The sequence below is a fragment of the Micromonospora sp. NPDC004704 genome, assembly GCF_053601675.1.
On sequence record NZ_JBSGCD010000002.1, the window covers coordinates 51,237 to 63,593 of the forward strand.

The following is a 12,357-nucleotide window of genomic DNA, read 5'->3' on the forward strand; positions in this document are numbered from 1 at the left end:
CTTTTTGGGTGGTACCGGCTGCTGGACCATCGAGCCCGGACCACGGTGAAAACGGGCGGCACGTGTGTCACAGGGTCGGGATCAGGCCACCGTCGATCAGGATGTCGGCACCGGTGATGTTCGTGGCACGGCCGGAGGCCAGCAGCAGGACCACGTCCGCGACCTCGTCCGGCCGGGTGAAACGCCCGGTCGCGGATCCGCTGACCGCACCCTTGGCGACGTCTTCCGGGGCCAGGTTGCCCGCCGTGCCGACGGTTTCGGCCACCCCGCCAGCGCCCAGCCACAGATCGGTCTCGACCGGCCCGGGGCTGACGGTGTTGACCCGTACGCCCTGCGGACCGACCTCTTTCGACAGCGCCTTGCAGAAGTTGGCCAACGCCGCCTTGCTGGCGCTGTAGTCGATGACGAGCGGGTCGGGAAGCGACGAGTTGACCGAACTGACCGTGACGATCGAACCGCCCTGCGGCAGCATGTGCGGCAGGGCGGCACGGGTGACCCGTACGGCGGACAGGAAGTTGATGTTCAACGTCTCCAACCAGTCCGCGTCCGAGACCGACAGGAACCCGCCGGTGCGGGGGCGCACCCCGCCGACGTTGTTGACGAGGATGTCCAGCCGGCCACCGAGCAGGGCGGTTCCGGCCTCGACGAAGGCGGCCGGGCCGTCCGGGGTACTCAGGTCGGCGGTGACCGGGTGGACGTGGCCGGTCAGGGCGACGGCGGCCAGTTCGGGCGTGCTGGTCCGGGCCCCCGCGACGACGCTCACGCCTTCGTCTACGAGGGCCCGGACGATTGCCAGTCCGATGCCGCGGCTGGCGCCGGTGACCAGGGCAGTCTTGCCCGAAAGATGAAGATCCATTGGTTGCTCCGGGGACGAGGGGCTGGCGATCGGCAGTTACCCGAGGAAGGTGAGCAGGCGCTGGGTCATCTTCGGCGACCGGCTGTCGGCGGTGCCCCGGTCGCGGGGGGCGGCCACCGAGGGGGCCGCGAACGCCGCGACGGCGAAGAGGAGGGTGGCCGCACCGAGCGACACCCTGGCCCGTACGCGTGGACTCAGCTTCCCAGGTTCTGATCCTTCAGCCAGGTCAGGGCGGTGTCGGCGACTTCCCGCCAGCCGGAGTCGATGGTCAGCGAGTGGGCCTTGTCCGGAAAGTCGATGATGTCGGTGACCGCGTGCGAGTGGCGGTACTGCTTGAGCGTCGCCCGTACCACGGTCTCGGGCACGGTGTGGTCCTTGCCGCCCGCGATCAGCAGCAGCGGCCCGCGTGACTCGTTCGCGGTGTCCACCTTCGCCGGCGAGTGCGGGTTGAAGTTGGCGGCGGCGGCCTCGAAGAGCGGCTTGCCGGGCGCGGGAATGGACCAGCGGTCGTACAGCTCCCGGGACTCCTGCTCGGAGACGGCGTTACCGAAGGCATAGCGGAACTGCTCGGGGGTCAGCGAAACCGACCTGCTCTTGTTCGCCGGATTGCCGAGCACGGGGAACCCGGACCGCAGCGCCGACAGCGGTAGGGGCAGCACGCCCTTGATCTGGGCGGCGTCGATGGCCACCGCCGCAACGCCGAGGTCGAGGCCGAGCAGCTTCTGGGCGATCATCCCGCCGAAGGAGTGCCCGATCAGGATCGGGGCCGAAGGCAGCCGCTCGATGATGCCGGCAAAATGTGCCACCACGTCGTCGATGCCGTGGCCGGCGATCGCGTCGGGATTCGCCCGCGACGCCGCGACCGTGTCGCCGTCGCCGGGCCAGCCCGGAGCCTGTGGTGCGTAGCCGGCGTCCTGGAAATGTTGCACCCACGGATCCCAGGAGGAGGCGTGCAGCCAGAGGCCATGGATGAAGAGCACGGGCTTTCTCACGGATGTCTCCACTCGTCAGCGTCCGGGCGCCGAACGCACCACAGACGTCGCTCACGACCGTAGGACGGCGGAGGGCCCGCCATCTTCGGTCGTGGGCGTGAGTCATCCGCGCCCGGTCACCGGCATCAGGAGCACCGGCTAGCGTCGACTGACTGAACCTGGCCCCACCCGAGCCGGGTCGGGGATGCCCAGCGCGGCACCCAGTTGACTGCGGGAGACGATTCCGAGCTTGGGGAACATTCGGTACAGGTGCGAGCTGACCGTGCGGTGAGACAGGAACAGGCGCTGGCCTATCTCGCGGTTCGACAGGCCCTGCGCCGCCAGTTCGGCGATCTGGGCCTCCTGTGGCGAGAGCAACTCGCGCGGGCTCGACGTCGGCTGCCACCCGCGTTCGCCCGTCGCACGCAGCTCCTGATCGGCCCGCTGCGCCCAGGTGCGAGCACCTATGGCGTCGAAGGTGCTCCGCGCCGCCCGCAGTGGTTCCCGGGAGTCGACGGCGCGTCGTTGCCGACGCAGCCAGGAGCCGTAGGCCAGTTCGGCCCGGGCCCGGTGCCAAGGCAACTGGCGACCCGCACCGTCCATGGCGGCCCGGAAGAGCGACTCGGCCGACGCCGGGTCTGCCAGCACCGCTCTCGCGTACTCCAGGGCGATGGTCGATCCCGTCGAGGGCGAAGCACCGGCGAGATCTTCCATCGAGGTCAACACGGATCTCGCCTCGGCGTGACGGCCGGTGCGGACGGCGGCGTCGGCGAGGTAGCTGAGAGCCCACACCTGCTGTACCCGTTGAAATGCGGGGTCGCCCGGTGTGTACACGCGGCGAAGCTCGCCGTACGCCTGATCGTGACGGTTCGCGCCCAGCTCGGCGATGCCACGAGCGAGCTGTACGCCGGCGAGCAGGGACGATGCCGCATTCGGGGTCCGCAACGCCACCTGCTCGGCTTCCGAGAGCAGATCATGCCGGGTGTCCCAGCCCTTCGCCACCGCGTCGATCAGTGCCACGGCGATGCGTGCGGTGGCGGCCCAGAGGGACTGGCCGGTCTCGTCGGCGAGGCGCATGGCCTCGTCGGCCGAGTTCGCCACGTCGAAGATGCCCAGGTAGATCTCGGCCCACCCACGTATCGCCAGAGCCTCGGCGAGCAGGCTCATCCGGCCCTGCGCGCGTAGCTCCTGGACCGGCGTGGACAGGAAGGTGATGGCAGAGCGGAAATCGCCCGTGCAGAACGCGGCGATGCCCAGCAGGCCCGCTGAGTCCGGTCGCCCACCGGCGTCCGCGGGCCACCGGGCGAGCTGCTCGATGACCATCGGCCCCTGCTCGTGGGACTCGGAGAGCGCGTAGATGGCCAGCAGTCGAGGGTCGTGGGCCGGCACGCTCACCCGCTGGGCCGCCACGACGATCTCGTGCCGCACCGTCTCACCGGGGTCGCGCCACCACACCCGGCGGGCCGCGCCGACCAGCAACTGCATCGCGAGGTCGACGTCCTGGGCGTCCGTGGCGTGCTGTGCCATGCCGAGCAGGTGACGTACCTCCGCGGGTTCACCCGTCGAGCCGTCGTGGAACACGCCTTCCAGCCAGGTCAGCCTGGACCGGTCACGGTCCCGCAGTGTCATTCCCGAGACCTGCGCCTTGATCTGCTCGACCTGGCTGAACCGGCCGAGTTGGTAACCGAGTTCCGCGGCGCTGAGCAGGCGGGCGGCTCTGGACTGCGGGTCCGGACTCAGCGCGGCGGCCCGCTCCAGCCATGCGGCGGCGGAGGCGACCGCACCGCGGCGTTGGGCGTGGTCGGCCGCCTGTTCCAGTTCGGCCGCGACCTGCTCGTCGCGTCCCGACAGGGAGGAGGCTCGGTGCCACACCGCGCGGTCCGGACGGGATGCCAGGACGCGCGCGAGCGCCGCGTGCGCCTGCTGGCGTGTGGCCGGCGGCATCGCCTGCCGAAGGGCCGAGCCGACCAGCGGGTGGGCGATGCGGTACCGCTCGCCGACCACGGTCAGGAGCCCGTGCTCGAACGCCGGCTGGGCGGTGGCGCGGTCGAGGGGGGAGCCGTGGAGGATCTGGGCGGCCGCGAGGACGTCGTTGATGTCGTCTCCGTCGTCGACCGCGGCGACGGTCAGGACCGCGCGTACGGCTGGGGCGAGGTGCTCGGCCCGCGCGGCGAACGTCCGTTCCAGCCGCGTGGTCATCGGCAGGTCCTCGTCGAACTCGGTCGACGCGGACCGCCCCGAGTCCAACGCGGCGGCGAACTCGAGTAGGGCGAGCGGATTGCCGCGGGCCTGCGACAGCACGCGCTCACGCAGCGCCGAAGACAGGTGTGGTGCCCGTGCGTCCAGCAACGCGGCCGACGCGGTCTCGTCGATGCCGCCCAGCTCCATCCATTCGACCGCGTACGCGTCGTTGAACGGCAGCGCCTCCGGGCGGGACGTGCAGAGGACGATGATCCGCTCATTGGCGATCCGGCGGGTGACGAAGGCGAAGGCGTCCGTCGACGGCTGGTCCATCCAGTGAAGATCGTCGAGACACACGAGAACGGGCGTCTGCCCCGCCGAGTCGACGAGCAGCTCCAAGACCGCCAGGAATGTGAAGAATGGGTTTGCTTCGTCCGAATCGCTCATGGCGAAGCAGGCGAGGAGCGCGTCGCGTTGCAGGGGCGGCAACCGGTCGACGCGGGGCAACAGGGGCCGGAGCAGTTGGTGAAGGCTGGCGAAAGGGAGGTGCGTCTCGGACTGACTGCCCTGCGCACTGAGCACGGTGATCCCGAGCGACCGCGCGTGCTCCACGACCTGTGCCTGCAGCGCGCTCTTGCCCACCCCCGGCTCTCCGAGCAACCCGACCGCGCGACCCCGGTGACCGATGCCGTCGAGATGCCGGAACAGGGATCGCAACTCGTCGTCGCGCCCGACGAGGCGCTGACCGGTGGTGATGCTCACGGGGTCGAGCATCCAACTGCCGGCGCCCCCGTGTCCAACGGGGGCGCGCAGCCAGGGTGAATGATCTTCGGGTCGGGGCTACGGCAAGGCGGATATCCACCTGATGTCCGGATCCGCTGCGATCGTCGTCACGCAACAACCCCACCGGCGTCGAGCACGAAGATCACCCGGATCCGGGAGGGTACGAACCAGGTGCAGCGGATCGTCATGGCCAGGCAGTTGCTGGGCGGCGTCGCCCAGGCTGCTACCCCGGCCGTGGCGCTCGCTTCGCCGGGTCGGCGAAGAGGGCGACGGTCCGGTCCCGGTCCTCCCGAACACGCGTCGAGGTGGACGGTCCTCCAGGCACGGGCGGGTAACCTCGGTCACTTGCCGGCACGGGCGGGGGTAGACGGACAGTGGAGATCCTGAGAGCGGATCGAGCGGATCGAGCGGTCGTCGGACAGGACGCTTCTCGATGAGTGACCCCGTAACCACCTGGCTGCCCGTACCGATCCGATCCGGTCGCGTGGTCGTCCGACCGCCGGGGGGCGGTGACGAGGGCGCGATCGTGGAACTCCTCACCGACCCCGAGGTTCGACGCTTCGTCGGGGGACCCGTGGAACCGGAGGTCGCGCGGGCACGTGCCGGCGAGATCGTGTCCGGGTCGACCTGGGGGCGGTTCGTGATCGTCGAACTGGCGACCGGGGTGGTCGTGGGCAGCGGCGACATCAGCCGCAAGCGTGGCCCGTGGGAGATCTCTTACCAACTGCGGCCCGGGTCATGGGGCCGGGGGCTGGCGTCGGAGGCCATCTCCGCCCTGGTCGACTGGTTCTTCGGGAACACGGACGAGGATCTGCTGATCGCGGTGACCCAGGAGGCCAACGCTCGCTCCGGGCGACTCCTGGAGCGCAACGGGGCAACCCTCGCGACCCGGTTCGAGCAGTATGGGGCCCTTCAGCGTCAGTACGAGTTCCGCCGCACCGGGCAGGTCGGGCCGGAGGGTCGCCGCCTCCGGGTGTGACGTCCGACCCGTCACCTCCTCCGGTGTGACGCCCACGCCCACGCCATGGCTGCCGCTCTGGCGCCCGCGCCATCGCTACCGCCCTGCTCGCATGTCTGCCGGACCTTGGGGAAAGACCCACCCGACCTCTGGCCAGACGCGTACTCGTATCTCATTTGTCCGGCTTCATCCCGTCAGGTGAGCCGGGTGATCACGTCCACCAGCCTTACCGGGAGTGGAGATCTTGATGAGTACCCACCTGATCAACCATCTGCGTACATTCGGCGGAGTTCCGAACGAGGACGGCCTGCCGTACCCGGAACAGGTCGAGGCCGCGCAGCCGTACGGGCACGGCAGGTCGCTTTGGGAGATCACCAACCGGGCGCCCGGCCGATGAGCGGGCGCGCGGCGGAACCGGCTCCGGGGCGGACCACGGCCGATATCCTGCTCGACCTGCTCGACCGGGCCGCGTCCGCGCACGCCGAGTACGAGGCGAAGGAACTCGGCGGGGTCCGTGACGAGCAGTGGGCGAAGTGGTACGCCGAGCACATGTCCCGGGCACTGGCCGAGAACGGGTACCGGCTGGTCGGCCCAACCACCTGATCGGGTCCGACCACTGGTCGCCGACCGTTGGGCGCCGACCTTCGAGCGCCGGTCGTCCCCGGCCCGACGCCGCTCACCCGCCGGCCGTGACCCCGACCCCGAGCCGGAGTGGTGACTCGGCGTCGGTGTGCGAGAGGCTTCTCCTGCGGTGGCGGTGCACCGGCGCGGTGGCGGTGCACCGGCAGCGGTTGCCGGAGAGCCGGTCGAGCGACGAGAGAAGTAGGGGTCGATGGAGACAGTCGAATATGACGTCGTCGTGCTGGGTGCGGGCGCCGTCGGCGAGAACGTGGCCGACCGTGCCGTACGGGGAGGTCTGAGCGCCGTACTCGTCGAGCACGAACTCGTCGGGGGCGAGTGCTCGTACTGGGCGTGCATGCCCTCCAAGGCGTTGCTGCGTCCCGCGCAGGCGCTGCGTGCGGCCCGACAGGTCGCCGGTGCCGCGCAGGCCGTGTCCGGTGAACTCGACGTCGCGGCCGTGCTCGCCCGGCGCGACTCGTTCACCAGCAACTGGTCGGACGAGGGCCAGGTGGAGTGGGTCGAGGGCGCGGGCATCTCGCTGGTACGCGGCCACGGGCGCATCACGGGTCCGAAGCAGGTCACGGTCATCGCTCCCGACGGCGGCGTGACGGTGCTCACCGCCCGCCACGCGGTGGTGGTCAGCACCGGGTCCGACCCGATGATCCCCGACATCGAGGGGCTGGCCGGAGCCGACCCCTGGACGAGCCGGGAGGCGACGAGCGCCAAGACGGTTCCGGCGAGTCTCGCGATCATCGGTGGTGGTGTTGTCGGCGTCGAGATGGCGACCGCCTACGCGGGCTTCGGCGCCGAGGTCACCCTGATCTCCCGCAGCGGTCTGCTGGAGGGCATGGAGCCGTTCGTGGGCGAGGCCGTCACGAAGGCGCTCCGGGACCAGGGCGTCACCGTGCTGCTCGACACCGCGACCACCCGGGTCACCCGCGACGGGGACGGGGTGACCGTGGAAACCGGGGGCGGGACCACGGTCACCGCCCGGGAGGTGCTGGTCGCGACCGGCCGGACACCGCGTACCCGGGACATCGGTCTGGACACCGTCGGTCTCACCCCCGGCGACTGGATCGAGACCGACGACACGATGCTCGTGCCCGGCTTCGACTGGCTCTACGCCGTCGGCGACGTCAATCGCCGGGCGCTCCTCACCCACCAGGGCAAGTACCAGGCGCGGGCGGCGGGCGACGTGATCTCGGCGCGGGCGACCGGTGCGTCCGTCTCGGACCGGCCGTGGGGTGTCCACGTGGCGACCGCCGACCATGCGGCGGTACCGCAGGTGACCTTCAGCGACCCGGAGGTGGCGGCGGTCGGTCTGACGGCCGAGGCCGCACGCCGGGCCGGTTACGACATCCGCGTGGTCGACTACGACATCGGCCGGGTCGCGGGCGCCAGCGTGCGCGCCGACGGTTATGCGGGCACCGCCAGGATGGTGGTCGACGCGAAGCGCGAGGTGGTGCTCGGGGTGACGTTCGTCGGTCCCGACGTGAGCGACCTGCTGCACGCGGCGACGATCGCCATCGTCGCCGAGGTGCCGCTCGACCGGCTCTGGCACGCCGTACCCGCGTACCCGACGGTCAGCGAGATCTGGCTGCGCCTGCTCGAAACGTACGGACGTCCACAGTCCGGACCACCGGCACCGCAGGTTGGCCCCGAGGTCTAGACGGGATGCCCGCACCACCGATTCCTCGACGATCTTGCACTTGTGGCGCCCGGATCAGGGCACTCATCCTGATTTGTGTCCCACCACAAGTGCAAGATCGTCGCGCTGCCCGGTCTGCGGTGTACGAGAGTGGTTCGATTTGCGGGTGCTGGGGTCCGAAGGGGAGCGGGGGGATCGACGGTCAGTGGACCGGGACCGCAGGGAGGGGCTCGGCGTCGGTCGCCGGGTCGCGGTTCACCCCGCCGACGGTACGGGCGACGAGCAGGACGACCAGGGCGGCGACGGTGATCGCGGCGCCGGCCCAGATGGGTGAGGTGTAACCGAGGCCGGCGGAGATGGTCAGCCCGCCGATCCAGGCGCCGAACGCGTTGCCGAGGTTGAAGGCGGCGATGTTGGCGCTGGACGCGAGCGTCGGGGCCTGCTCGGCGTAGCTCATCACCCGGGTCTGCAGTCCCGGCACGGTGGCGAAACCGAACGCGCCCATCAGCAGCAGTGCCGCGTACGTGGCGGGCTGGCTGCGTGCGGTCAGCGCGAACAGGACCAGCACCACGGTCAGGCCGGCGAGCACGGTGATCAGGGTCCGGTCCACGGACCGGTCGGCGAACCTGCCGCCGACGATGTTGCCGACGAAGAGTCCACCGCCGAACAGGATGAGCAGCCACGGCACCGCCGAGGCGGGGAAGCCGCTGACCCCGGTCAGGGTGTAGGCGATGTACGTGAACGCGCCGAACATCCCGCCGAAGCCGAGGACCGTCACCAGCAGCGAGAGCCAGACCTGGCGGGATCGGAAGGCTCGCAGCTCGTACGCCAGTCGGCCCGCGCCCGCCGATCCGCGCGGTACGCGTACCAGGGCGGCGATGCCGGCGAAGGCGACGATGCCGACGAGTGTGATGGCCCAGAAGGTGGAACGCCACCCGAGTTGCTGGCCGAGCAGGGTGCCCAGCGGCACACCGAGTACGTTCGCGGCGGTCAGCCCGGTGAACATGATCGCGATGGCGCCGGCCTTCCGGTTCGGCGGGACCATGTCGGCGGCGACAACCGAGCCGATGCCGAAGAACGCGCCGTGGCACAGGGCGGCGACGATCCGCCCGGTGAGCATCAGCCCGTAGTCGGGCGCGACCGCCGACAGCAGGTTGCCGGCGATGAAGAGGGTCAGCAGGGCGAGCAGGACGGCCTTGCGGGGCAGCCGGGTGGTGGCCGCGGTGAGCGCCAGTGCGCCGACCACGACACCGAGCGCGTACCCGGTGATCAGCCAGCCGGCGGCGGCCTCGGAGACGTCGAAGGTCGCGGCGACCTCGGGTAGCAGGCCCGCGATCACGAACTCGGTCAGCCCGATGCCGAAGCCACCGAGCGCGAGGGCGATGAGTCCGAGCGGCATGAATATCTCCGTCTGTACGTTGGCGGGTACGACGCGTACGCTTGCACCGATAGTTGCAAGCGCTGGGCTTTACAGTTGTACACACCATTAGAGCGCGTACGCAACTATCTTGGCCCGGGAGGTTCGGATGGGGATCGGCGACGACGCCGTCGAGGTACGCGCCCAGGGATGGCGGACCCTCGCGGCCCTGCACGGCCTGATCGAGACGACGCTGGAGCGGGCGCTCACCCGTGCGGTCGAACTCTCCGTGGTCGAGTACACCGTCCTGGACGCCCTGGCCCGCCAGGACGGCTGGCACATGCGGATGCAGCAACTCGCCCGAGCCGCCGCGCTCAGTCCGAGCGCGACCACCCGGCTGGTCAACCGGCTGGAGGAACGGGGACTGCTGACCCGCATCCTCTGCGTGGACGACCGGCGGGGGATCTACACCGAGCTGACCCCGTCCGGCCACGACTTCCTGGACCGGGCCCGTCCCGTACACGACGCGGCCCTCGAACAGGCGCTGCGTGACGCCGAGGCGGTGCCCGAACTCCGTGATCTCGCCGGTGCCCTGCAGGAGGGCGTACCCGCCCGAAGCCGGTAGGCGGCGTACCGGGCGGTGCCGCCCGGACGGCGCCACAAGCGGCACGGGCCATGACTTTGCCCCAATGAGGATTTACCAGACGGGTATCGGGTAGTTCCGGTCATGGCGGGTGCCCAGGACCGGCTGACCGGCTCGACGGTCGGTCGTGGCCTCGCGCGGCTCGGCGGCCTGGTGAGCCGGATCGGGGACCGGTCCGGGGCGACGGTGCGGGAGCGGGCCCACGACGTACGGGGAAACCTCCTGCTCGCCCTGCAGGTGGGGGTCGCCGCGGGTGCGGCCTGGGCGATCATGCACGACGTTTTCGGTGCCCCGGCACCGATCTTCGCCCCGGTCGCGGCGGTCGGCACCCTCGCCGCCTCGCTCGGGCACCGGACCCGACGTACCGTCGAGCTGGTCATCGGAGTCGCGGTCGGTATCGGCGTGGGAGACCTGCTGATCCGCGCGATCGGCAGCGGACCCGTCCAACTCGGCCTGATCGTCACGCTGGCGATCCTGGTCACCGTCAGCCTCGGCGGCGGTGTCGCGGCGCTGACCCAGGCCGCGGCCACCGCCGTACTGCTGGTGGCGTTCGATCCGAAGATGACCTCCCCGGCGTTTCCCCGGATCATGGAGGCGCTGATCGGGGGCGGTGTCGGACTGGTGGTGGCGTCGCTGGTACTGCCGCTCAATCCGGGCCGGGCGGTGGATCGGGCGACCCGACCGGTGCTGGAGTCCCTCGCCGACGACCTGTCCATGACCGCCGCCGCGCTGGCGGAACGGAACGTGGACCGGGCCAGGGAGGCGCTGGACCGGCTGCGCCGGATCGTCGAGCGGATGGAGGGCTGGGACGAGGCGGTGGACAGCGGACGGGAGTCGACGATCCTGTCCCCGGCGTACTGGAACCGGCGTCGGGCGATCAGCCGGTACGCCGCGAGCCTGGAGTACGTCAACCAGGCCGTACACAACAGCGGCACCCTGGTACGCCGTGCGGTCACCGCGATCGAGGACGGGGAACCGATGCCCGCCCCGTTGGCCTCGGCGGTGGGTCGGTTGGGTGACGCGGTCCGGCTGCTCTACGAGGAACTCGGTGCGCGGGCAACTCCCGACCGCACCCGTGCCTGCGTGCTGGCTGCCGTGGCCGACGCCGGCCGGGCGTACGGCGAGGGGGTCGGTTTCTCCGGCAGCGTGGTGGTCGCCCAGGTCCGGACCACCGCGAGTGATCTTCTCCGGGCCACCGGCCTGGAGCGGACCGAGGCCATCCACCTGGTCCGGCAGGCGGTGAACGCGTGGCAGCACCCTGAGCAGGCCGAGTCGCCCGCGGTGCCCCGGCGGCAGTCGGCGCACTGACGGGCGAGCACATCGGAAGGCGGGCGCACCGGGACGCGAAAACGAAACCGGGACGCGAGAACGAAAGCGTGGCTGTCCGACGAGGGACAGCCACGCTTTCGCGAGCGGGAGTGGAGTTGGGAGAGGGTAGTTACTTCGGGGGAGTCTCGGTCTTCCCTGCGCTTCGGGGCGGGGCCGACCAGGGGCTCTCGCTGTCGGCACGGCGGGGCAGCGGGGTCGGTGCCACGGGAGCCGGTGTCGGTGTCGGTGCGGGTGGATCCGGGTAGCCCAGGGTCGGCGGTGCGGTGTCCCGCTCCACCAGGTCCGGCTGCAACGCCGACCAGTCGGTACGGGTGAACGTCTCGGTGCTGTCGGGCTCCTCGACGGTCGCCGTGGCCGTCTCCGGTACGGGTGCCGGTGCCGGCCACCGCCGCCAGCGCTGACCGCTGAACACCGCCATCAGCAGCAGCGCGCCGAGGAAGAAGAGGGTGCCGTTCTCCACGGGGTGGAGCAGCGGCAGCGGATCACCGAAGACCTTCCAGTTCGTCGGCACCGTGTCGCGTACCCGGAAGGGGTCGACGAACAGCCCGACGTACGGGGTGATCAGGGCCAGCCCGGCGATCAGCGGGCCGAGCGGTGACACGCGCAGCGTGCCGAGCAGACCGAGCAGGATCCCGGCGACCGCGAGGTAGACCGAGGGCTCGATCAGGTTGGCCGTGTTGTACTTGCCGATTTCCAGCCAACGGGTGACTGTGCGGGTCGACCCGTCCTGACCGAGAGTAATCAGGACCCAGGTCAACGGTGCCGCCACCACTCCGGCGAGCAAGCTCCAGAGATGTCGCATCCGCGCACCGTACCGGTTCCGGTCGGGGCGAGCCGAGTACGCCCGGCTGCCGGGAAAGGACGACCCGGTCCCGTGATGACGGGGTCGCGCTGCGTGTCCGGTTCTGCCCTTGTCTGATGGTGATCATCCAATCGTGCCCCGACATGGGCACCTCGGCCGAGTTCCGGAACCGGCGAGGCATTGACTCCTCTCGTCATGAGAGCGAAAG

At 70.6% G+C, this 12,357-nt stretch carries 12 protein-coding genes; 6 read left to right on the plus strand and 6 right to left on the minus strand.

The window, feature by feature from the left end:
• Window positions 1-67 precede the first annotated feature (67 nt).
• The 4 genes from ACWEFB_RS02460 to ACWEFB_RS02475 form a co-directional block, all read right to left on the minus strand.
• Entirely contained in the window at window positions 68-856 is a 789-nt protein-coding gene (locus tag ACWEFB_RS02460; protein ID WP_452281484.1) for an oxidoreductase, read from the minus strand.
• A gap of 36 nt (window positions 857-892) precedes the next feature.
• A complete protein-coding gene (locus ACWEFB_RS02465; protein WP_452281486.1) occupies window positions 893-1,030 on the minus strand; it encodes a hypothetical protein in 138 nt (45 codons plus the stop codon).
• A 20-nt stretch (window positions 1,031-1,050) separates the two neighbouring features.
• Window positions 1,051-1,848, minus strand: coding sequence for an alpha/beta hydrolase (locus tag ACWEFB_RS02470; RefSeq protein WP_452281488.1), 798 nt, complete (start codon window positions 1,846-1,848; stop codon window positions 1,051-1,053).
• 138 nt (window positions 1,849-1,986) lie between these two features.
• Window positions 1,987-4,770: an ATP-binding protein gene (locus tag ACWEFB_RS02475; protein WP_452281490.1), complete on the minus strand. Its 2,784-nt coding sequence runs from the start codon at window positions 4,768-4,770 to the stop codon at window positions 1,987-1,989.
• A 454-nt stretch (window positions 4,771-5,224) separates the two neighbouring features.
• Between ACWEFB_RS02475 and ACWEFB_RS02480 the strand changes: the two genes are divergently transcribed.
• The 4 genes from ACWEFB_RS02480 (at window position 5,225) to ACWEFB_RS02495 (ending at window position 8,039) form a co-directional block, all read left to right on the plus strand.
• Window positions 5,225-5,770, plus strand: coding sequence for a GNAT family N-acetyltransferase (locus ACWEFB_RS02480; protein WP_452281492.1), 546 nt, complete (start codon window positions 5,225-5,227; stop codon window positions 5,768-5,770).
• A gap of 226 nt (window positions 5,771-5,996) precedes the next feature.
• Window positions 5,997-6,146, plus strand: coding sequence for a hypothetical protein (locus tag ACWEFB_RS02485; protein WP_452281494.1), 150 nt, complete (start codon window positions 5,997-5,999; stop codon window positions 6,144-6,146).
• Window positions 6,143-6,352, plus strand: coding sequence for a hypothetical protein (locus ACWEFB_RS02490; RefSeq protein WP_452281496.1), 210 nt, complete (start codon window positions 6,143-6,145; stop codon window positions 6,350-6,352). Before ACWEFB_RS02485 ends, ACWEFB_RS02490 begins: the two co-directional genes overlap by 4 nt.
• A 229-nt stretch (window positions 6,353-6,581) precedes the next feature.
• On the plus strand, window positions 6,582-8,039 hold the full coding sequence (locus tag ACWEFB_RS02495; RefSeq protein ID WP_452281498.1) for a dihydrolipoyl dehydrogenase family protein: 1,458 nt from the start codon (window positions 6,582-6,584) through the stop codon (window positions 8,037-8,039).
• Between the two features lie 181 nt (window positions 8,040-8,220).
• Here the strand turns inward: ACWEFB_RS02495 and ACWEFB_RS02500 are convergent, their stop codons facing one another.
• Window positions 8,221-9,417 carry an MFS transporter gene (locus ACWEFB_RS02500; RefSeq protein ID WP_452281500.1) on the minus strand — a complete coding sequence of 399 codons (1,197 nt, stop codon included), beginning with the start codon at window positions 9,415-9,417 and terminating at the stop codon, window positions 8,221-8,223.
• A 127-nt stretch (window positions 9,418-9,544) separates the two neighbouring features.
• Between ACWEFB_RS02500 and ACWEFB_RS02505 the strand changes: the two genes are divergently transcribed.
• Together ACWEFB_RS02505 and ACWEFB_RS02510 are read left to right on the plus strand one after the other, a co-directional pair.
• Complete coding sequence (locus tag ACWEFB_RS02505; protein ID WP_452281502.1) at window positions 9,545-10,000, plus strand: MarR family winged helix-turn-helix transcriptional regulator; 456 nt, start codon at window positions 9,545-9,547, stop codon at window positions 9,998-10,000.
• Window positions 10,001-10,102: 102 nt separating this feature from the next.
• On the plus strand, window positions 10,103-11,326 hold the full coding sequence (locus ACWEFB_RS02510) for an FUSC family protein (protein ID WP_452281504.1): 1,224 nt from the start codon (window positions 10,103-10,105) through the stop codon (window positions 11,324-11,326).
• A gap of 130 nt (window positions 11,327-11,456) precedes the next feature.
• On the opposite strand, the gene ACWEFB_RS02515 is transcribed toward ACWEFB_RS02510, so the two are convergent.
• The gene (locus ACWEFB_RS02515) at window positions 11,457-12,149 is read right to left on the minus strand and encodes a hypothetical protein (protein WP_326560899.1); all 693 of its coding nucleotides are present in this window, start codon (window positions 12,147-12,149) and stop codon (window positions 11,457-11,459) included.
• Window positions 12,150-12,357 lie beyond the last annotated feature (208 nt).